23 protein-coding genes are annotated in these 19,276 nt (G+C 64.2%); 5 read left to right on the top strand and 18 right to left on the bottom strand.

Features of this window, described 5'->3' with window-relative positions; all coding sequences use genetic code 11:
• Positions 1-47: 47 nt before the first annotated feature.
• The 3 genes from ACQR3T_RS03335 (at position 48) to mycP (ending at position 4,181) form a co-directional block, all read left to right on the top strand.
• Positions 48-1,037 carry an LLM class flavin-dependent oxidoreductase gene (locus tag ACQR3T_RS03335; RefSeq protein WP_037147832.1) on the top strand — a complete coding sequence of 330 codons (990 nt, stop codon included), beginning with the start codon at positions 48-50 and terminating at the stop codon, positions 1,035-1,037.
• Positions 1,038-1,161: 124 nt separating this feature from the next.
• Positions 1,162-2,796, top strand: coding sequence for a type VII secretion integral membrane protein EccD (gene eccD, locus ACQR3T_RS03330; protein ID WP_428692525.1), 1,635 nt, complete (start codon positions 1,162-1,164; stop codon positions 2,794-2,796).
• On the top strand, positions 2,796-4,181 hold the full coding sequence (mycP, locus tag ACQR3T_RS03325; RefSeq protein ID WP_428693042.1) for a type VII secretion-associated serine protease mycosin: 1,386 nt from the start codon (positions 2,796-2,798) through the stop codon (positions 4,179-4,181). Before eccD ends, mycP begins: the two co-directional genes overlap by 1 nt.
• 9 nt (positions 4,182-4,190) lie before the next feature.
• Here mycP and eccB read toward each other — a convergent pair whose 3' ends face one another.
• The gene (eccB, locus tag ACQR3T_RS03320) at positions 4,191-5,645 is read right to left on the bottom strand and encodes a type VII secretion protein EccB (protein ID WP_428692524.1); all 1,455 of its coding nucleotides are present in this window, start codon (positions 5,643-5,645) and stop codon (positions 4,191-4,193) included.
• A 132-nt stretch (positions 5,646-5,777) separates the two neighbouring features.
• Between eccB and eccE the strand changes: the two genes are divergently transcribed.
• Positions 5,778-7,472 carry a type VII secretion protein EccE gene (gene eccE / locus ACQR3T_RS03315; protein WP_428692523.1) on the top strand — a complete coding sequence of 565 codons (1,695 nt, stop codon included), beginning with the start codon at positions 5,778-5,780 and terminating at the stop codon, positions 7,470-7,472.
• Positions 7,473-7,479: 7 nt separating this feature from the next.
• On the opposite strand, the gene ACQR3T_RS03310 is transcribed toward eccE, so the two are convergent.
• The 9 genes from ACQR3T_RS03310 to infA all read right to left on the bottom strand — a co-directional run bounded on the left by ACQR3T_RS03310 (position 7,480) and on the right by infA (position 12,799).
• The gene (locus tag ACQR3T_RS03310) at positions 7,480-8,037 is read right to left on the bottom strand and encodes an NADPH-dependent FMN reductase (RefSeq protein WP_428692522.1); all 558 of its coding nucleotides are present in this window, start codon (positions 8,035-8,037) and stop codon (positions 7,480-7,482) included.
• Positions 8,038-8,067: 30 nt separating this feature from the next.
• Positions 8,068-8,964: a tRNA pseudouridine(38-40) synthase TruA gene (truA, locus tag ACQR3T_RS03305; protein WP_428692521.1), complete on the bottom strand. Its 897-nt coding sequence runs from the start codon at positions 8,962-8,964 to the stop codon at positions 8,068-8,070.
• A gap of 5 nt (positions 8,965-8,969) precedes the next feature.
• Positions 8,970-9,557: a 50S ribosomal protein L17 gene (rplQ, locus tag ACQR3T_RS03300; protein ID WP_037147824.1), complete on the bottom strand. Its 588-nt coding sequence runs from the start codon at positions 9,555-9,557 to the stop codon at positions 8,970-8,972.
• Positions 9,558-9,591: 34 nt separating this feature from the next.
• Positions 9,592-10,656 (bottom strand): DNA-directed RNA polymerase subunit alpha, encoded by a 1,065-nt coding sequence (locus tag ACQR3T_RS03295; RefSeq protein WP_032376654.1) that lies wholly within the window; start codon positions 10,654-10,656, stop codon positions 9,592-9,594.
• Positions 10,657-10,755: 99 nt separating this feature from the next.
• Complete coding sequence (gene rpsD, locus ACQR3T_RS03290; RefSeq protein WP_008718223.1) at positions 10,756-11,361, bottom strand: 30S ribosomal protein S4; 606 nt, start codon at positions 11,359-11,361, stop codon at positions 10,756-10,758.
• Positions 11,362-11,382: 21 nt separating this feature from the next.
• Complete coding sequence (gene rpsK / locus ACQR3T_RS03285; RefSeq protein WP_027496331.1) at positions 11,383-11,796, bottom strand: 30S ribosomal protein S11; 414 nt, start codon at positions 11,794-11,796, stop codon at positions 11,383-11,385.
• Entirely contained in the window at positions 11,796-12,170 is a 375-nt protein-coding gene (rpsM, locus tag ACQR3T_RS03280; protein WP_008718227.1) for a 30S ribosomal protein S13, read from the bottom strand. Before rpsM ends, rpsK begins: the two co-directional genes overlap by 1 nt.
• A gap of 204 nt (positions 12,171-12,374) precedes the next feature.
• Entirely contained in the window at positions 12,375-12,488 is a 114-nt protein-coding gene (gene rpmJ, locus ACQR3T_RS03275; protein ID WP_025347279.1) for a 50S ribosomal protein L36, read from the bottom strand.
• An 89-nt stretch (positions 12,489-12,577) separates the two neighbouring features.
• Positions 12,578-12,799 (bottom strand): translation initiation factor IF-1, encoded by a 222-nt coding sequence (gene infA / locus ACQR3T_RS03270; protein ID WP_005140011.1) that lies wholly within the window; start codon positions 12,797-12,799, stop codon positions 12,578-12,580.
• A 298-nt stretch (positions 12,800-13,097) separates the two neighbouring features.
• On the opposite strand from infA, the gene ACQR3T_RS03265 reads away from it, so the two are divergent.
• Positions 13,098-13,991 carry a glycosyltransferase gene (locus tag ACQR3T_RS03265; protein WP_428692520.1) on the top strand — a complete coding sequence of 298 codons (894 nt, stop codon included), beginning with the start codon at positions 13,098-13,100 and terminating at the stop codon, positions 13,989-13,991.
• A gap of 2 nt (positions 13,992-13,993) precedes the next feature.
• On the opposite strand, the gene map is transcribed toward ACQR3T_RS03265, so the two are convergent.
• The 8 genes from map to rplF form a co-directional block, all read right to left on the bottom strand.
• Positions 13,994-14,791, bottom strand: coding sequence for a type I methionyl aminopeptidase (gene map, locus ACQR3T_RS03260; RefSeq protein ID WP_032376653.1), 798 nt, complete (start codon positions 14,789-14,791; stop codon positions 13,994-13,996).
• Entirely contained in the window at positions 14,791-15,345 is a 555-nt protein-coding gene (locus ACQR3T_RS03255; RefSeq protein ID WP_037176583.1) for an adenylate kinase, read from the bottom strand. The genes map and ACQR3T_RS03255 overlap by 1 nt, the downstream gene beginning before the upstream one ends.
• The gene (secY, locus tag ACQR3T_RS03250) at positions 15,342-16,664 is read right to left on the bottom strand and encodes a preprotein translocase subunit SecY (protein ID WP_032376651.1); all 1,323 of its coding nucleotides are present in this window, start codon (positions 16,662-16,664) and stop codon (positions 15,342-15,344) included. Before secY ends, ACQR3T_RS03255 begins: the two co-directional genes overlap by 4 nt.
• A 314-nt stretch (positions 16,665-16,978) precedes the next feature.
• Positions 16,979-17,422, bottom strand: coding sequence for a 50S ribosomal protein L15 (gene rplO / locus ACQR3T_RS03245; RefSeq protein WP_027496326.1), 444 nt, complete (start codon positions 17,420-17,422; stop codon positions 16,979-16,981).
• Between the two features lie 2 nt (positions 17,423-17,424).
• The gene (rpmD, locus tag ACQR3T_RS03240) at positions 17,425-17,604 is read right to left on the bottom strand and encodes a 50S ribosomal protein L30 (protein WP_428692519.1); all 180 of its coding nucleotides are present in this window, start codon (positions 17,602-17,604) and stop codon (positions 17,425-17,427) included.
• Positions 17,604-18,278, bottom strand: coding sequence for a 30S ribosomal protein S5 (rpsE, locus tag ACQR3T_RS03235; RefSeq protein WP_032365630.1), 675 nt, complete (start codon positions 18,276-18,278; stop codon positions 17,604-17,606). Before rpsE ends, rpmD begins: the two co-directional genes overlap by 1 nt.
• Positions 18,279-18,312: 34 nt before the next feature.
• Positions 18,313-18,729 carry a 50S ribosomal protein L18 gene (gene rplR, locus ACQR3T_RS03230; protein WP_032365631.1) on the bottom strand — a complete coding sequence of 139 codons (417 nt, stop codon included), beginning with the start codon at positions 18,727-18,729 and terminating at the stop codon, positions 18,313-18,315.
• 1 nt (position 18,730) lies between these two features.
• Complete coding sequence (gene rplF, locus ACQR3T_RS03225; protein WP_032376650.1) at positions 18,731-19,270, bottom strand: 50S ribosomal protein L6; 540 nt, start codon at positions 19,268-19,270, stop codon at positions 18,731-18,733.
• Positions 19,271-19,276 lie beyond the last annotated feature (6 nt).

Raw genomic sequence — 19,276 nt, 5'->3', positions numbered from 1 at the left:
GCGGCTCCCTTGCCGTGCGCTCGACGAACGAAAGGCTGGCTCCCACCGTGTCCGTACCCCTGTCAATCCTCGATCTCGCACATGTGGGCGAGGGCGAATCAGTCCGCGACAGCTTCGACGCCAGCGTCACGCTCGCTCAGCACGCCGAGAACTGGGGATATCGACGCATCTGGTACGCCGAGCACCACAACATGAAGTCGATCGCGTCGTCCGCTACGTCGGTGCTCATCGGCCACGTCGCTGCCCATACCGAGCGGATCCGGCTCGGGTCCGGCGGAATCATGCTCCCCAATCACGCGCCGCTGACCATCGCCGAGCAGTTCGGCACGTTGGCGACCCTGCATCCCGGCCGGATCGACCTCGGCCTGGGTCGCGCCCCTGGGAGTGACCAGGTGACGATGCGCGCGATGCGCCGCGATCCAGAGTCCGCAGATCGATTTCCCCAGGACGTCCAGGAATTGCAGGGGTACCTGTCGACGGAGTCGTTGATCCCCGGGGTGAACGCAACGCCCGGTGCCGGTACCGAAGTGCCGCTCTACATTCTGGGCTCGTCGCTGTTCGGTGCTCAACTCGCCGCAGCACTCGGACTGCCCTACGCCTTCGCCTCGCACTTCGCACCCGATGCGCTCGAACAGGCCGTCGCGATCTATCGCCGTGACTTCCGGCCGTCGGCACAGCTGGCCGAGCCGCACCTGATCGTGGGTGTCAACGTGATCGCGGCGGATTCACTCGCCGACGCGCAGGCTCAGTTCCTCCGCACCAAGCGCAGCCGCGTCAGCCTGCTGCTGGGCCGAGGCCGGACCTTCACCGACGAAGAAGCCGACATGGTTCTCGAAGCGCCGGCAGGACAACAGATCGCGAAGATGACCAAGTATTCGGCCGTCGGTACGCCGGACATGGTCAAGGATTACCTCGATCGATTCGCCGAGCGCACGGGTGCCGATGAGCTGATCGTCGCCTCCGGCGTGTCCGATCGAGCATCGTGGCTTCGCTCCTTCGAGTTGCTTGCACAGGTGAGCGACCTCGTCGCAGCCTGAGCGCGAGTCTCCGCCAGCGGTGTGAAGGACGATTGCGAGTCGTCTTGATGTCGTAAGGTGTGCACGCAGATGCCCAGTGGGGCGGGCATCTGCACACGAACAGTACGCATCCGGGGGGATCTTCATGACACGCGCCGACAGCCGTCCATCGGTCGGCCCAGTGCCGTCGACCACCGCACCAGAAGCACACCGTCGGCCATCGGGAACGCATTCCGTATTCGCGCAGGACGTCTGCCGGGTGACGGTATTGGCCAGGTCCACCCAGGTGGATATGGCGCTGCCGGTGGACGTTCCGGTCTCGCTGCTCGTTCCGGGGATCATCGACATGATCGCAGGAGTGCAGCCTGCGGAACGACCCGGAATTGCAGGTGTGCAGCCTGCGGAACGACCCGGAATTGCAGGAGTGCAGCCCGCGGGACGCCCTGGGGTGGCGGGAGTGGAGCCTGCGGAACGACCCGGGTTGGCGGGGTACCACGTCGATCCTGAGTCCGAGGGCGTCCCCGTGGCGTGGACGCTTGCTCGAATCGGGTTGCCTCCGCTGTCGCCGACGGCGACCTTCGCCGAACTGTCGGTTCGCGACGGCGAGTTGCTCGTCTTGGGCGTCGCCGAGCGGCCTGCACCGGTTCCACTCTTCGACGACCTCATGTATTCCGTTGCGAGAGCGGGTAGCGACGACGTCCCACACTGGACGGCACGCACTGCGCGAACCGTGGGCTCGGTCGTCACCGCATCGTTGGTGTTGTTGGCGTGCGCGACGGTGTTGCGTGGGCCGATTCGCGCCGGAGCCGAGAATGTGGGCGATATCGTGGGGGGAGTCGCTGCGGTGATTGCCTCGATCCTCTTCGCGATCGCGGGGGTGATTCTGGGGCGACTGTATCGGCAGGACGCGGTCGCGGTGCTGTTCGGCGGGTGTGCCGTCACGCTGATGTTCACCGGCGGAACTCTCTTGGTGCCAGGACAATTCGGTGCGGCGCAGCTGATGTTGGGCTCGGCCATGGCCGGCGCGACGGCCCTGTTGACCCTGCGGATCGGTGGAACCGGCTTCGCGTTGTTCACCGCCGCGATCGTGCTGGCGTTGCTCACGTTCCTCGCGGCTGTGTGCACGCTGTTCACCACGATGTCGCAACCGGCGATCGGAACTGCTGCGGCTCTGGCGGGTCTCACGGGAATTGCTCTCTCCGCGCGCGTGTCGATGATGCAGGCCAAGTTGCCGCTTCCGCCGGTTCCCACGGCAGGCGCACCGCTGGATACGGTCGAGGAAGCCGAACTCGACGCGATGTCGTTCGAGGATCTGCAGGGAGCCGCAGCACGAGCGCGGAGTTACCTGACCGGTCTGCTGCTGGCGTTCACGGTCGCCGTGGTGGCAGGAGTTCTCGCTGCGGCGGCCGACGATACCGGGGGCGGCGTCGAGTGGCCTGCGGTAGCGCTCGCGGCGCTGTGCGCTCTCGTTCTCCTACTGCGAGGTCGTACCTATGCCGTTGTTATACATGCTGTTCCGCTTGTCGCAGGCGGGACGACGATTGTGTTGTCTCTCCTCGTCGGCGCCGTGATCGCGTTGCCCGAATACTCCCTCGCTTTGTTCGGCGTGGCAGTGGCCGGAGCCGTGACGGCATCGATCTTCGGCGCATTCGTGCCGACACGCACGTACTCGCCGGTGATGCGACGATCGGCCGAGCTCCTCGAGTATGCCGTCATTGCCCTGGTCATCCCGGTCGCCGTGTGGGTGTGCGGGTTGTACAGCGTCGTCCGCGGGCTGTGATGCCGCGCAGGCGGCACACAATCGTCGTTGCGGTGCTCACTGCTCTCGCCGTGTTGTCGAATGCCGTTCTCGGGGTCTCTCCCGCTCGTGCCGAACGTCCCCTGATCGATCCCACCCAGCTACCCGCACCGAGTCCCCCGGCCCCTCTCGAGCCCACGGAACAGAAGAATGCATGCGCTCTTCCGTCCGAGACACCCGACCCGCAGGAGGTTCCGACCGCGCAGAAAGCGCTGGACTTCGCGTCGGTCTGGCCCATCACTCGCGGAGCCGGTCAGGTGGTCGCTGTCATCGATACCGGTGTCACCACTCATCCGCGTTTGTCGGGTCTGAGCCCGGGCGGCGATTACGTCAGTGCAGGTGACGGATTGTTCGATTGCGATGCGCACGGCACCATGGTCGCCGGTTTGATCGCCGCGAACACCGCTCCGGGCAGTGGATTCGCCGGCGGTGCCCCGGATGCACGCATACTCTCGATCCGCCAGTCCAGCAATGTTTTTCAGATTGTCGACAACCGACCCGAGGAGGACAAGGCCGCCGAGCCGGAGAACGCCGCGGGGTACGGGAACGTGCGCACGATGGCCATGGCCATCAGGACCGCGGTCGACTCCGGCGCGTCGGTCATCAACATCTCGGAGGTGGCCTGCGTACCCGCGGGAGGCGGTGTGCCGGACGGCCCCCTCGGTGCCGCGGTGCACTACGCCGTCCGTGAGAGAAATGTCGTCGTCGTTGCCGCAGCGGGAAATTTGGGCAGCACGGCCTGCCAGGCGCAGAATCCGCACGCGGATCCGCTTCGGCCCGATGCGGATCCGTGGGACGGCTTCGCGACCATCGCAACCCCGGCCTGGTTCGACGACGTGTTGACCGTCGGTTCGGTCGAGTCGGATGGCACGCCGTCCTCGTTCAGTCTTGCGGGTCCGTGGGTCGACGTCGCCGCGCCGGGCTCGAACATGACCTCGCTGTCGCCTTCGGGCAGCGGACTGGCGAACGGCACTCGGGGCAACGACGGTGTGAACCCCATGACGGGAACCAGTTTCGCGGCACCGCTGGTGGCTGCTGTCGCAGCGCTGGTGCGCGCCCACCGGCCCGAGCTGACGGCGCTGGAAGTGGTGGACCGAATCGAGAGAACGGCGCACGCACCGGCCGAGGGATGGAACCCGTTCGTCGGTCACGGCGTCGTCGATCCACTCGCCGCGGTGACCGATCTCCTGACGCCTGCACCTCGTGCCGCGCTTGCGGACAGCGTCGCGATGCGCGCTCCGCTTCCACCGCCTGCACCGGATCATCGTCCGCGAAATGCAGCGGTGACAGGTTCGGTACTGGTCGCGGTGATTCTGGCGCTCGGTCTCGCGCTGTCGATACCTTTGCGTCGGCGGGGCCGGCCGTAACGAGTTGCGCTACTTCGTCGGTAGCGCGGCGGCCTGTGGGTCGGGAGCAACCCCGTCGTGCATCGTCAGGGCCTGACCGCGCCCGAGAGTGGGACCGCTGCCGAGCAAGTGCAGGATCGCCCACGGCGCCGGTGCGGGTGGCCCGAACCCCAGCGCCGACGCGGCTTCACTGCCCTCGACGCCGTAGCGAACCCCGGTGTCGGCCACGAAGAAGACGCTGTCCTGACGGGTACTCGACGTCGAGATTCCTGTGCCGCGGACGAACCCGCCACTGCCGGGTGCCAGATAGACCTGATCCACGGCGTCACCTCCGCCATCGGCCTGAGCCAGCGTGACCGGTTGCGCGCCGGACTCGAGCGGTAACCCGCGACCGGCGGACTCCACGAGCCGAGCCGTCGGCCCGCCGTCGGCCACCTCGAGCGGTTCCCAGGTGAGACAGTTGACAGGTTGCTCACCGGCGTCGACGATCACGGGGGTCGTCTCCGGAAACGTCGAGACCGAAAGCCCCACCGAGGTTTTCGGCGCATCTCGGAGAACGTCGGGGTTGACCGCTGCGATGTCTGGACTGCCTTGCGAGTCGGTGAACTTGATGAGCAGTGCAGCCGTTTCGCTGATCGCTTGAATACCGTCCTCGAGTACGACGTAGTACTGGACGTCGCGACCGGCCACCTTGACGACCGAACCGATCGGTCGACCGTCGAACGGAAACTGCGGAGACTCTCCCGCGCGGGGAATGAACGGTGCCGCGACAGCCGGCGACTGCGGCACCGAATTGAGTAGACCGGCACTCACCGGTGACGGTGTGGCATCCTCCAGCCCGAGTGCACGGATCACTGCCCGGTCGGCCAGATCGACCGGCGACTTCGTTCCGTCGTGCACGAGGTACGCCGTGCCGTTCGAGCTCCACAGGAATGCCTCGGTATCGGCAAGTGGCGCGGCGCTGTCGTCGTACCGGAGATCACCCGCGACGACCGTGGTCGAGGTGACCCCTGCGATCGGATCGAGTGTGTCGCACACAGTCCATGCTTCGGCGCGACCATCGGCGTCGTGCGGCAGTGCCGATGGAGCGCCAGGAATCCCCACCAGCGCTCCGCGAGGCCTCGAGGCAAGTTCGGATTCCTTGACCGTCAACGGGTCGTCGGGCTTGCCGACCACCAGTCGGGCCGACGCGAGATTGAGCACCGGGTGGAACACGTCGTTCACTTTCACGAACATGGCGGCCGAATCCTTACCGACCACGATCGACGCATCGCCGATCTTGTCCTGCGGCCGAAACAGTGCCAGCGCAGCGCATCCCGCCAAACCGATACAGGCGATCACGACGCCCACCAGCAGTGCCCGGGACTGCGACTTCATCGGATCGTGCAACATTCGGGCATCACGCCTGATCAGCGCGTGTTCCATTCGGCGAACGAGAAAGCGGTAGCCGCCAACCTGCCACTTCGTTGTGGGCGTCGACGCCACAGTTCCTCCCCAGGATTCGATCTGACCCGATCCCCATTCGAGTCACGCGACACAGTACAGTTCGTGCGCACACCTCGGCGACCGCTTCGGCGGCGATCGATGGGTACGGCAACCTTCGGGGGGAGGGTTCGGATGGCACGTACGGGTTCGATCGGGCTCGGGCGAACCGCGATGCCTTTCGCCGCGCCTACGCTCCGACGCGTGATCACGGCCGAGATCGCTGCAGTGGCAACGAGTCTTGCGTTGCTCGCAAGCCAGGTGCGGCCGTTATGGGCACTGGTCGCCGCCGCGGCGGTGGCACTCGTTCCGTTCGTGACCATTCGCCGCAGACCGATCGTCGAATGGTTCCGGGTCCTCTGGCGGTTCCTCGCGAACCGTTTTCCCGAGGTGGGTGTGACCACCGACCATCACGACACGACGGGCCAGGCTGTCGGTGTCCACTGGCAGCGCAACACGGTCAGCTGCATCATCGAGATCCTCCCGCCCGCGCACACGAAGACGGTTCTCGGCAGGGCGAGCGCGGATACGCGGTACACCCTCCCCATCGAGACGCTGGCGTCGTGTCTTCGGCAACACGACATCGCCGTCTCGTCGATCGACATCGCCGCACTCGGATTTCGCAGCTCACCCGGTTCTGCTGCCACCGAGGTGTACGAGGGACTCATCGGTCCGCTACCCGCTGTGGCGATTCGGACGGTATGGGTAGCTGTCACTCTCGACGTCCGGTCCAATGCTCGGGCTATCGAGGTCAGAGGCGGAAGCCGGGCCGGGGCAGCACGCACCGCCGTCGTGGCGACCACGCGCGTCCTGCGTGCTCTCCAGGCCGATGGCCTGCCCTCGCGCCTGCTCACGAGCGCACAACTTCGATCGGCTGTGTTGCACCTCTGTCGGGGAGTGAGTACCGACGATCTGACACAGACGTGGTCGACGGCACCCTTGCCGGGAGTGTCCAGCGTCGGCTTCGGAATGGACTGCAGCGCAATCACTGCCGAAGACATTGCCACTCTGTGGTCGACACCGTCCCTGGGGACGACGATGACCTTCCACCTGCAGCCGACCCGCGAAAGCGGAAAGCTTCGCATCCGTGGATCGTGCAGATTCGCCGCCCGCGCCCGAGTCGCGAAACCTTCGGTCCGCGGATTGACCTCGATGAGCGGAAGTCAACGAGACGGTATCTTCGCACAGCTACCGCTGGCAGTACCCGGGCTGAAGTCCTTGTCCCCCAATAGAACTCTCGAGGTATCGAGCCTCGACGACCTGGACCTTCCGGTGAGCGGTTGCGGCCAGCTCCTGGGTTCCGACGCCGCCGGACACGGTGTCGCGGTGCGATTGTTCGGGCCGGGCCTGGCCCGAGTGCGGATCGCCGGGGAACTCTACCTCGCTCAGCAACTGCTGTTCCGCGCCGTCGCTACGGGAGCCAGAGTTCTCGTTCGGAGCGACCGCCCGCATGCATGGCGATCACTCCTCGACGCGATAGGTGCCCCCGACCGCCTGTCTGTCGACGGCCACACGATCCGATCTCGGACGTCGTACGACGTGATCCTGAACGACTTCGCGGACGGATCCGAACCGACCGATCAGCAACGACTTTCGGGTGTGACCGTGATGTCGTTGACCGAGCATGTACCGCGCGACGACGGCGCGGAGCACGCGCGCGGACTGCCGCGGCGGGAGTGGGACGTGTCGATAGTTCAACCGCACGCCTCGGGCGACCGGATCAGGGTGCTCTCGGGCCCTCTCGACATCGAACTGACACTGGTGACGATCCCTCAGGAGACGGCGTTCATCGGTCGGCCACGAAGTCTGCGCTCAGCCGTGCGTGCTTGACGAATTCTCAGCCGGGATAGTCGATTCGCTCCCGTCCGCCGGCCACCGCACCGGCCCACCACTCGACTTGATCGAGCAGTCGACCCAGGGCATCGACGGCAGCGGCATCGTCGATACCACCCTCGTCGTCGAACCGCTTGCGCACACGGTGCACCGATACGGCGTCTCGAACGGACACCATGTGCAGTTCCGCAGTGATCTGTCGTAGTTGTTCGGTAGCTCTGATTCCGCCGCCGAGGCCTCCGTAGGACACAAATCCCACCGGCTTGGCGCGCCACTCGTACTTCACGGTGTCGAGCGCCGTCTTCAACGATCCGGGAACGCCGTGGTTGTACTCGGGCGTGACGAACACGAACGCGTCGCATGCCCCGATCGTCGAGGTGAAACGCTCGGTATCGTCGTTCGGGACCAAATTGCCGGGCAAGTCGAAGTCGGCCAGATCCACGTCGACCACCTCGATGCTCGCGCGCTCGGCGGCAACGCTGCGGACCCAGGCCGCGACCGTGGGTCCTACGCGCCCGGCGCGGACACTACCGACGACGATGGCTAGTTGTATCGGCTGCATCGTTCCGACAGTAGCCCCGGCGGCGGTTCGTCAGCCCTCTCCCCCACAGCATCCGTCGGCCGAGATCGCAGTTCGCACCTCTCGGGTGGCCGCGTTTCGTGCAGCGAGCATGTCGGACGGCGGATAGTCGACGCGCACCAACGAGAGTCCATGTGCCGGAGCCACTGTCACCTCGCTGGACCGTTCGCGACGCGTCAGCAGCGACCGCGCCCAATCCGGAGTGCGACGTCCTTCCCCCACAGCCTGCATTGCACCGACGAGGCTACGCACCATCGACCAGCAGAACGCGTCGGCGCTGACGTACGCGGTGAGCCGATCACCGTTGCGTTCCCAGTCGAAGCGCTGCAGTTCTCGCACCGTGGTGGCACCGTCTCGCCTCTTGCAGAACGCTGCGAAATCGTGCAGTCCGATCAATGCCCGCGACGCTTCGCGTACTGCGTCCAGATCGATGGGCCGTGGCCAGGACACGACGCCGGCGACGTCGAGCGGGTCGACTCCATAGAGCGCGGTGCTGAATCGGTACTCGTAATGTCTGCGATAGGCCGAGAATCGGGCGTCGAAATCGCGAGAGACGGTGCTGATTGCTCGCACCCGAACATCGGTGGGCAGAAACCGGGCCATACGCCGGACCAGTCGGTCGTGATCATCCGGAACGTCGACGGCATCGAAGTGGGCCACCTGACCGGTCGCGTGTACTCCAGCGTCGGTTCGGCCGGCGACGGTCAGCTCGATCGGTTGCCGCAGCACGGTGGAGAAGGCTTGTTCGAGCACGCCGCACACGGTGCGGATACCCGGTTGACGCGCCCATCCAGAGAAGTTCGTGCCGTCGTAGGAGATGTCGAGCCGAATTCTGGTGGGTACCGACAAAGCGGGCCCGCCTTCCCCTGGGGGAATGGCGGGCCCGCTTCGATCGTGCGCGGAGCTCAAAAGGACTAGTCCTTCTTTGCTTCCTCGGCTTCGGGGGCGTCCGACGCGTGAGCGTCGTTGTCCTCGATGCCTTCGATGACTGCGTCGGCGTTCGCTACCTCGGAGTCCGTTGCGTCGGCTTCGACAGCCTCGACGACGTTCTCTTCGGTCGCTTCCTCGGCCGGAGCCTCGGTTGCGGCGGGAGCAGCCTTCGATGCCTTCACGCGGCGTGCGCGGTCGGCTTCGTTGGACACCGTCTGCTCGTTGACGAGCTCGATGATGGCCATCGGCGAGTTGTCACCCTTGCGGGGGACGGTCTTGATGATGCGCGTGTAGCCACCGTCGCGATCGGCGAAGAAAGGCCCGATCTCGGCGAACAGCTTGTGCACGACATCTTTGTTGTTGATCGTCTTGAGAACCTCACGACGATGGGCCAGATCACCCTTCTTGGCATGGGTGACGAGCTTCTCGGCGTGGGGACGAAGGCGCTTGGCCTTCGACTCGGTGGTGGTGATGCGGCCGTGCTCGAAGAGTGACGTCGCCAGGTTGGCCAGGATGGCCTTCTGGTGCGACGCCGACCCGCCGAGACGGCGGCCCTTGGTGGGCTTGGGCATGATGAATCTCCTAGTAAGAGCTCCAGCGAGCTGATTACAGCTGTTCTGTCTCGGCGTAGTCCTGCTCGGCACCTTCGGTGTCGCTGAAGGAGCCGGCGTCGGTGTCACTCCACGTACCCGTGGTGGCGTCGTAGCCAGGCACGGTGGTCGGATCGAACGACGCGGGGCTGTCCTTGAGGGAGAGGCCGAGCGAATGCAGCTTGACCTTCACCTCGTCGATGGACTTCTGCCCGAAGTTACGGATGTCGAGCAGATCGGACTCGGTACGACCAACCAACTCACCGACGGTGTGAACACCTTCGCGCTTGAGGCAGTTGTAGGAACGGACGGTGAGGTCCAGATCCTCGATGGGGAGTCCGAAGGAAGCGATGTGATCGGCCTCGGCGGGCGAGGGTCCGATCTCGATGCCTTCTGCTTCGACGTTCAGCTCACGGGCGAGGCCGAAGAGCTCAACCAGGGTCTTGCCCGCCGAAGCGAGCGCGTCCCGCGCGGTGATGGAATTCTTGGTTTCCACGTCGAGAACGAGCCGATCGAAGTCGGTGCGCTGTTCGACGCGGGTGGCCTCCACCTTGTAGGTGACCTTGAGCACGGGCGAGTAGATCGAGTCGACCGGAATACGGCCGATCTCGGCACCCGATGCCTTGTTCTGAACGGCGGGGACATAGCCGCGACCGCGCTCGACGACGAGCTCGATCTCCAACTTGCCCTTGTCGTTCAGGGTCGCAATGTGCAGATCAGGGTTGTTCACCGTCACGCCGGCCGGGGGAACGATGTCGCCTGCGGTGACAGCGCCGGGGCCCTGCTTGCGGACGTACATGGTGACCGGTTCGTCTTCTTCGGAGCTCACCACGAGACCCTTGAGGTTCAGGATGATGTCGGTGACATCTTCCTTCACACCGGGGACCGTGGTGAATTCGTGGAGAACACCGTCGATACGGATGCTGGTGACAGCAGCGCCGGGGATCGACGAGAGCAGGGTGCGGCGGAGCGAGTTGCCGAGTGTGTAACCGAAGCCGGGCTCGAGCGGCTCGATGACGAATTTCGAGCGGTTGTCGGCGATGACCTCTTCGGTCAGCGTCGGGCGCTGTGAAATGAGCATTGTGTGTTCCTCCTGTACGGGCGTCCGCTATTTGACGCCCACGTGTGGAGGCGAAGACGCATGTGAGCCTCGCGAGGAGACTCACATGCGTGCTGCGCCTTACTTCGAGTAGTACTCGACGATGAGCTGCTCCTGGAGCGGCACGTCGATCTGTGCGCGCTCCGGCACCCGGTGAACCAGGATGCGAAGACGGTTGGGAACGACCTGCAGCCACGGTGCGACCGGACGATCGCCGTAGCTTTCGCGGGCGATCTGGATCGGCAGTGTCTGTGCGGACTTCTCGCGGACATCGATGATGTCGTACTGCGAGACGCGGTAGCTGGGGATGTCCACTCGCTTGTTGTTCACGAGGAAGTGGCCGTGGGTGACCAGCTGGCGTGCCTGACGACGCGTGCGTGCGAGACCCGCACGGTAGACGACGTTGTCGAGACGAGTCTCGAGGATGGTCAGCAGGTTCTCACCGGTCTTGCCGGCGGCCCTGTTGGCTTCCTTGTAGTACAGACGGAACTGCTTCTCCATGACGCCGTAGGTGAAGCGAGCCTTCTGCTTCTCCTGCAGCTGGAGCAGGTACTCACTCTCCTTGATCCGCGCGCGGCCGTGCTGGCCCGGCGGGTAGGGACGACGCTCGAAAGCCTGGTCGCCTCCGACGAGGTCGACGCGCAGACGACGCGACTTGCGGGTGATAGGACCGGTATAACGTGCCATTTTCTAAACCTTTCCTTCCCGCTAGACCCGACGCCGCTTGGGCGGACGGCAGCCGTTGTGCGGCTGAGGGGTGACATCGGAGATGGTGCCGACTTCGAGGCCAGCGGCCTGAAGCGAGCGGATAGCGGTCTCACGGCCGGAGCCGGGACCCTTGACGAACACGTCGACCTTCTTGACGCCGTGCTCCTGTGCCTTGCGCGCAGCGTTCTCGGCTGCGAGCTGTGCGGCGAACGGAGTCGACTTGCGCGAGCCCTTGAAGCCCACGTGTCCCGAGGACGCCCATGAGATGACGTTTCCGGCGGGGTCGGTGATCGACACGATCGTGTTGTTGAACGTGCTCTTGATGTGCGCAGATCCGTGCGGGACGTTCTTCTTGTCCCTGCGACGCGTCTTCTGCGCCTTCTTCGGACCGGTACCGCGTGCTTTGGGGGGCATTACTTCGCCTTCTTCTTGCCGGCAATGGTGCGCTTGGGTCCCTTACGGGTACGCGCATTGGTCTTGGTGCGCTGTCCACGGACGGGCAGACCACGACGGTGGCGAAGACCCTGGTAGCAGCCGATTTCGATCTTGCGACGGATGTCGGCCTGAACCTCGCGGCGCAGGTCGCCCTCGACCTTGAGGGACTCGTTGATGTAATCGCTGAGCTTGCGCAGATCGTCGTCGCCGAGATCCTTGCTTCGCAGGTCGGGGCTGACGCCCGTCGCTGTGAGGATCTCCTTGGAGCGGGTACGGCCGACGCCGTAGATGTAAGTCAGTGCGATCTCCATGCGCTTTTCGCGCGGCAGATCCACACCTGCGAGACGTGCCATGTGGCATTTCCTTTTCTTGTCCGGAGGTCTGCTCCCAGTCCGTCCCCTGTGTCCTTCTCACCGCTGGGGTGTGAAGCGTCTTTCAACCAACTCAGTGGGGCCCCGGCCTCCGTGCCGGGGGTATGCCGCAACGCGTGTGTCACGGTTGGTGCTGGGAGGTCATCTTCTAGCTGTTGCCAAGCCGACGTGCGAAAAGCTCGGTGGTTATCCCTGACGCTGCTTGTGACGCAGGTTGTCGCAGATCACCATGACTCGCCCGTTACGACGAATCACCTTGCACTTTTCGCAGATCTTCTTGACGCTCGGCTGAACCTTCACGTCGTTGATCTCCTGTGTGTAGCTCGGCCCCACTGCGGGCAGCGGCTCCGAGCATGGTTCCCCCCGACCGGACGTGGCCGGGGAAGCTCTTACTTGTAGCGGTAAACGATGCGTCCACGCGTGAGGTCGTAGGGCGAGAGCTCTACGACGACGCGATCCTCGGGAAGGATGCGAATGTAGTGCTGACGCATCTTTCCGCTGATGTGAGCGAGTACCTTGTGGCCGTTTTCGAGCTCAATGCGAAACATCGCATTGGGCAGTGGTTCGACTACTCGGCCCTCTACCTCGATAGCACCGTCTTTCTTGGCCATATCCTCCGCGATCCTGGCTCTCACACCTGGTTGATTGCATCTGTTTCCGTTACCGTGATGCGCACTGACCGACTCGATCGCTCGAGCCTGCGTGTCGCCGGAAACGCTCGCAGCCCATGCGGGCACGCGAACATCCGGTACGCAGGGCGCACCGTCGATCTATGTTACCGGCAAACACACATCTGGCCAAATGCGCGCGAAGCGGGCACGAAACACCTCGGCTGGCCACGCTCGTTCAAAGAAGCTAACGTTTCGTCCGCCCATAATCGTGCAGCGTCCGAGCCCGCAAGGTGCACTCTTGAGTTTCAACCCGTCCGGAGGCAGCCCAGCCGTCTCCGTGATCATTCCCGTACACAACGCCAAGGATTTACTCGACGAACAATTGAGCGCGCTCGCGCATCAGGATTACGACGGCTCGTTCGAAGTCATCGTCAGCGACAACGGCTCGACCGACGGCGTGTGTGAGTTCGTGAAGAACCACGAGCTACGGACCCGACTGAATCTGAAGTACCTCGATTCGTCCGGCACCGCAGGCGCATCCTTCGCGCGCAATCGCGGGGCGGAGGCAGCAGACGGCCCACTCCTGGCTTTCTGCGATGCCGACGACGTCGTGCACCCGACGTGGCTGCGGCGCATCACTGCCGAGCTCGAGCGCTACGACCTCGTGGGAACCGGCCTGAGCACCGAGGCACTGAACTCGGAATCCACGCGAGCCGCCGTTCCGTTCGCCCCACCTTCGAATCAGGGCAAGTCAGCATTTCGACCGTTCGTCATCGGAGCGAGTATGGCGTGCCACGCGTCGACCTACCGAGATCTCGGAGGGATGCTCGAATTCGTTCATGCCAGCGAGGACATGGAATTCTCTTGGCGCGCACAGCAATCGGGCGCTCGCCTGCACTTCATAGCCGAGCCACTGGTCGAATATCGTCTGCGTACGGGCTACCGAGACAATTGGGCACAAGCGGGGGCACTCGGATACGGCTCGGCCCACGTCCGCGGGATGTACCGGGCTAACGGATGCCCGCCGTTCCGAGTCCGTACAACGATCGTCGCGCTACTCGCGCTTGCACTGCGAAACCCACTGCTGCCGACCACACTGACCCGGATGCCGACGCGCCTGTGGCTACGTTTGACGGCTGCCCACCTCGGACTCATCCGAGGGGGCCGTCGTTACGGATCGTTGGCCTGGTAGTTCTAGCTGGGCCGAACCGTCAGGATGCGTGGCCCGTCCTCGGTCACGGCGACCGTGTGTTCCCAGTGCGCCGAGCGCGATCCGTCGGTCGTGACGACGGTCCACCCGTCCTCGAGGATGTCGGTGTCGTAGGTCCCGAGAGTCAGCATCGGTTCGATCGCGAGTGTCGATCCGACGACCAACTCCGGGCCCTTGCCCGGTGCACCCTCGTTCGCCAGGAATGGATCCATGTGCATCTCGCGGCCGATTCCGTGGCCGCCGTAGCCGTCGACGATTCCGTACTTTCGGCCGTGCGCTTTTTCCGCCGCATGTGTTCCGGACTCGATGGCATGCGAAACGTCGGTGAGTCGGTTACCAGGGAGCATTGCCGCGATACCGGCTTCCATCGACAGTCTCGTCGCCTCGCTCAGCATTGCATCGGCCTCGATGATGTCTCCGACGCCGAACGTCCATGCGGAGTCTCCGTGCCATCCGTCGAGGACCGCACCACAATCGATCGAGACCAGGTCGCCTGCAGCCAAAACCTCGTCTGCGGACGGAATGCCGTGTACCACACGATCGTTCACCGAGGAGCAGATGCTGCCGGTGAAGCCGTGATACCCGAGGAACGACGGAACGGCCCCGGCGTCACGAATCACCGCTTCGGCTACTCGATCGAGTTCGAGTGTCGAGACCCCGGGACCCGCCGCGTTTCTGACGGCAACCAGCGCAGCACCCACGACCGCACCGGCAGCCGCCATGGCGTCGAGCTCACCTGCGCTACGAAACGGTACGACTTTGCGTTTACGGCCGAACGCCATTACTTGCCGTGATCCTCGATGGACTTCAGCGCGCGAGCGTTGACCTCGTCCACTTCACCGATGGCGTCGACCGTGACGAGCTCGTCGGCGTAGTAGTCGAGCAGCGGTGCCGTTTCGTCTCGGTACACCTTGAGGCGGTTGCGGATGACGTCCTCCTTGTCGTCCTCGCGACCGCGCGCAAGCATCCGTTCGACAACGACGTCCTCGTCGACGACGAACGACAGTACGGCGTCGAGCTTTGCGTTCAGATCGGCCAGAATGCCCACGAGAGCCTCGGCCTGACCGACCGAACGTGGGAAGCCGTCGAGCAGGAAACCGTTGACGGCGTCGGGCTCGGCGAGACGGCTGCGGACCATGTCGACAGTCAGCTCACTGGGAACCAGATCGCCGGCGTCGAGGTACTTCTTCGCTTCGAGGCCGAGCGGCGTCTTCTCGCCGATGTTCGCGCGAAACAGATCTCCGGTGGAGATGTGCGGCACGCCCAGTTTCTCGGAGAGGAGAACGGCTTGAGTGCCCTTGCCGGCACCGGGGGGACCGAGCAGAACAAGTCTCACTTGAGGAACCCTTCGTAGTTGCGCTGCATGAGCTGGCTTTCGATCTGCTTCACGGTGTCCAGGCCGACGCTGACCATGATCAGCACGGCTGTTCCACCGAAGGGGAGGTTCCCGCCTCCACCGGAACTGCCGATGTCGAGGAACAGGTTCGGGAGCACAGCGATCGTGCCCAAGTAGATCGAGCCGGGCAGCGTGATGCGGCTGAGGACGTAGTTCAGGTAGTCCGCAGTCGGCTTGCCGGGGCGGATACCGGGAATGAACCCGCCGAACTTCTTCATTTCGTCGGCGCGCTCTTCGGGATTGAACGTGATCGCCACGTAGAAGTACGTGAAGAAGACGATGAGCCCGAAGAAGATCGCGATGTAGACGGGGTTGGCTGGGTTCACCAGGTACTCGTTGATGATGCGCTGCCACCAGCTGGGATCTGTTGCCGTGCTCGCAGACGTGAGCTGCGCGATCAGATTGGGCAGGTAGAGCAACGAGGACGCGAAGATCACCGGGATGACGCCGGCCTGGTTGACCTTGAGCGGAAGATAGGTCGACGAGCCGCCGTACATCTTTCGACCGACCATGCGCTTGGCGTACTGAACCGGAATACGACGCTGACCCTGCTCGACGAACACCACACCGGTGATGATGAGGAACGCTGCGAAGCAGACGAACCCGAACACCAGTCCGCCGCGGCTCTCGAGGATCGAGTTGCCCTCGGACGGGATGCGCGAGGCAATTCCGGCGAAGATCAGCAGCGACATTCCGTTACCGACACCGCGCTCGGTGATGACCTCGCCGAACCACATCACGACGGCTGCGCCTGCAGTCATGACGAGCACGATGATGACGAGCCCGAAGATGGACTGGTCGGCGATGATGTCCTGCTGACATCCCTGGAGTAGCTGGCCGCGCGAAGCGAGGGCCACCAGGCCGGTCGCCTGCAGGATGGCCAGTGCGATCGACAGGTAACGCGTGTACTGCGTCATCTTGGCCTGGCCCGACTGTCCCTCCTTGCGGAGTTCCTCGAACTTGGGGATGACGACGGTGAGCAGCTGCACGATGATGCTGGCGGTGATGTACGGCATGATGCCGATCGCGAACACCGAGAGCTGGAGCAGCGCTCCACCCGAGAACAGGTTGATCAACGAGTAGATGCCCGCCGAATCTCCACCGGAGACCTGGTCGATGCACGCTCGGACATTGGCGTAGTCGACCCCCGGCGACGGCAGCGTTGCACCGAAGCGATACAGGGCCACCAGACCGAGCGTGAAGAGGATCTTCCGTCTCAGGTCAGGAGTCCTGAGGGCCGACACGAAGGCGGAAAGCAAAGATCCTCCTGGCACGACTGCGTTGACGCCGCGAGTGCTTCGGCGGGAGCGACTGATGCTCCCGTGAGCCTCACGAGCATGGACTGCGGACGACGTACATCGACCGCATCGATACGAACTTCTCTGAACTCTAGAACTCTAACAGTGCGCATCGAACGTCCCGACGGTCAGTGTTGGACCCTGGCCGATCGGTCGACACACACGACATTGCGTGTAGGCGACGATGGCCGCAGCTCAGCTGCGAGAGCTGTGGCTGCGGCCATCGTCACGAACTGCTGCTCGAAGCGCTGCTAATCAGCACTTCGAGGCAATGCTCATACCTCGGTTGCAGAACCGCCGGCAGCGGCGATCTTTTCCTTGGCGGAGCCCGTGAACTTGTTGGCCGAGATATCGACCTTCACGGTGAGGTTTCCGTCTCCGAGAACCTTGACGAGCTCGTTCTTGCGAACGGCTCCCTTGGCGATCAGCTCGGGGATACCGATCTGACCACCCTCGGGGAACAGGCGCTCGATGTCGCGCAGGTTCACGACCTGGAACACGACACGGTTGCGGTTGGTGAAGCCCTTGAGCTTCGGGAGCCGCATGTGGAGGGGCATCTGGCCACCCTCGAAGCGTGCCGGCACGTTCTTACGCGCGCCGGTTCCCTTGGTACCGCGACCTGCGGTCTTGCCGCGCTTGCCACCTTCACCACGGCCGACGCGAATCTTCGTCGACTTGGATCCGGCTGCGGGGCGCAGGTGGTGCAGTTTGATGGTCATGGTTAGACCTCCTCAACAGTTACGAGGTGGCGCACCGTGTTGACCAGTCCGCAGTTCTGCGGGTTGTCCTCGCGGACGACCGTCTGGCGGATGCCCTTGAGCCCGAGAGTACGCAGGCTGTCACGCTGGTTCGCCTTCTGGCCGATGGTGCTCTTGATCTGAGTGACCTTCAGCTGAGCCATTACTTCACCGCTCCTGCCTGTGCGCGAGCGCGCAGCATTCCGGCGGGTGCAACCTCTTCGAGGGTCAGGCCGCGGCGAGCCGCAACTTCCTCGGGACGCTGCAGACCCTTGAGGGCCGCGACGGTCGCGTGCACGACGTTGATGGCGTTGTCGCTACCGAGCGACTTCGACAGCACATCGTGGACACCGGCGCACTCCAGCACTGCGCGCACAGCGCCACCGGCGATGACGCCGGTACCGGCGCTGGCCGGACGCAACATGACGACGCCGGCAGCGGCTTCGCCCTGGATGGGGTGCGTGATGGTGCCGGCGATCATCGGGACGCGGAAGAAGCTCTTGCGAGCTTCCTCGACACCCTTCTGGATGGCCGCGGGAACTTCCTTGGCCTTGCCGTAGCCGACGCCGACCAGTCCGTTGCCGTCACCGACGATGACGAGGGCGGTGAAGCTGAAGCGTCGACCACCCTTGACCACCTTGGAGACGCGGTTGATCGTGACGACCTTCTCGATGAAGTTCGACTTGTCCGCAGCGTTTCCGCCACGGCCGTTGTCACGACGGTCACGACCGCCACCACCGCGGTTGTCGCCGCGCTGGTTGTTGTCGCCACCTGCGTTGGGGCCACTGTTCTGTCCGGCGGGGCCGCTTCCGCCGTCACGCCGTTGACGTCCCGGCATCAGGCTGTCCTTCCGTTGTCAGTCATTGTCATCATCAGAACGTCAACCCGCCTTCGCGGGCAGCGTCTGCGAGTGCCGCGATGCGGCCGCTGTAGTTGTTGCCGCCGCGGTCGAACACGACTGCCTCGACGCCGGCTGCCTTCGCACGGCTGGCGATGAGCTCGCCGACCTTCGCGCTGACGGCCTTCTTGTCGCCCTCGAGTGCGCGCACATCGGCTTCGATGCTCGACGCGCTGGCCAGCGTGTGGCCCGCGAGGTCGTCGATCAACTGCACGTGGATGTGACGCGAGGACCGGTTGACGACCAAGCGCGGACGCTCGGGCGTTCCGGAGATCTTCTTGCGAAGGCGGAAGTGACGACGTGCCTTCGACAGGCGACGCTTCGTCGAGACGTCGGTGCCGCGCGGTGTGCGCTTGACGACGTTCGCCTTGTCTGCTGTTTGCTGGCTCATATCACTTACCCGTCTTTCCGACCTTGCGGCGGATCACTTCACCCTCGTAGCGGATGCCCTTGCCCTTGTACGGGTCCGGACGCCGCAGACGACGAATGTTGGCAGAGATCTGACCGACCTTCTGCTTGTCGATGCCGACAACGGTGAATCGCGTGGGCGACTCGACCGTGAACGTGATGCCCTCGGGTGCTTCGATCAGCACGGGATGGCTGTAACCGAGTGCGAACTCGAGGTCCTTGCCCTTGAGTACGACGCGGTAACCGACGCCGTGAATCTCCATCTTGGTGGTGTAACCGTTGGTGACACCGGTGATGAGGTTCGCAACGAGTGTGCGCGAGAGGCCATGCAGCGAGCGGCTCTTACGCTCGTCGTCCGGCCGGGTGACGGCGATGGTGCCGTCGTCGGCGCGGGCGATCTTGATGGGCTCGGCGACTGTCAGGCTCAGGGCACCCTTGGGGCCCTTGACCGCAACGTCCTGGCCGTCGATGGTGATATCGACGCCAGCGGGGACTGGGACCGGCAATTTTCCAATACGTGACATGGTGGT

This window comes from Rhodococcus sp. IEGM1428, from assembly GCF_050321865.1.
Classification (GTDB): domain Bacteria; phylum Actinomycetota; class Actinomycetes; order Mycobacteriales; family Mycobacteriaceae; genus Rhodococcoides.
Note: the sequence above shows the minus strand (reverse complement) of the source record. Positions and strands in the feature narration are given on the sequence as shown.

What these genes read in the sequence shown, in the direction of transcription:
- rplQ (WP_037147824.1), bottom strand. Translation starts at nt 9,557, where the DNA reads ATGCCCAAGCCCACCAAGGGCCGCCGTCTCGGCGGGTCGGCGTCGCAC.
- eccE (WP_428692523.1), top strand. Translation starts at nt 5,778, where the DNA reads ATGGCACGTACGGGTTCGATCGGGCTCGGGCGAACCGCGATGCCTTTC.
- rpsE (WP_032365630.1), bottom strand. Translation starts at nt 18,278, where the DNA reads ATGCCGGGACGTCAACGGCGTGACGGCGGAAGCGGCCCCGCCGGACAG.
- infA (WP_005140011.1), bottom strand. Translation starts at nt 12,799, where the DNA reads ATGGCCAAGAAAGACGGTGCTATCGAGGTAGAGGGCCGAGTAGTCGAA.
- rpsK (WP_027496331.1), bottom strand. Translation starts at nt 11,796, where the DNA reads ATGCCCCCCAAAGCACGCGGTACCGGTCCGAAGAAGGCGCAGAAGACG.
- eccD (WP_428692525.1), top strand. Translation starts at nt 1,162, where the DNA reads ATGACACGCGCCGACAGCCGTCCATCGGTCGGCCCAGTGCCGTCGACC.
- rplO (WP_027496326.1), bottom strand. Translation starts at nt 17,422, where the DNA reads ATGACCATCAAACTGCACCACCTGCGCCCCGCAGCCGGATCCAAGTCG.
- rpsD (WP_008718223.1), bottom strand. Translation starts at nt 11,361, where the DNA reads ATGGCACGTTATACCGGTCCTATCACCCGCAAGTCGCGTCGTCTGCGC.
- rpmD (WP_428692519.1), bottom strand. Translation starts at nt 17,604, where the DNA reads ATGGCTCAGCTGAAGGTCACTCAGATCAAGAGCACCATCGGCCAGAAG.
- ACQR3T_RS03295 (WP_032376654.1), bottom strand. Translation starts at nt 10,656, where the DNA reads ATGCTCATTTCACAGCGCCCGACGCTGACCGAAGAGGTCATCGCCGAC.
- rplF (WP_032376650.1), bottom strand. Translation starts at nt 19,270, where the DNA reads ATGTCACGTATTGGAAAATTGCCGGTCCCAGTCCCCGCTGGCGTCGAT.
- ACQR3T_RS03310 (WP_428692522.1), bottom strand. Translation starts at nt 8,037, where the DNA reads ATGCAGCCGATACAACTAGCCATCGTCGTCGGTAGTGTCCGCGCCGGG.
- rplR (WP_032365631.1), bottom strand. Translation starts at nt 18,729, where the DNA reads ATGAGCCAGCAAACAGCAGACAAGGCGAACGTCGTCAAGCGCACACCG.
- mycP (WP_428693042.1), top strand. Translation starts at nt 2,796, where the DNA reads ATGCCGCGCAGGCGGCACACAATCGTCGTTGCGGTGCTCACTGCTCTC.
- rpsM (WP_008718227.1), bottom strand. Translation starts at nt 12,170, where the DNA reads ATGGCACGTCTCGCAGGTGTGGATCTGCCGCGCGAAAAGCGCATGGAG.
- map (WP_032376653.1), bottom strand. Translation starts at nt 14,791, where the DNA reads ATGGCGTTCGGCCGTAAACGCAAAGTCGTACCGTTTCGTAGCGCAGGT.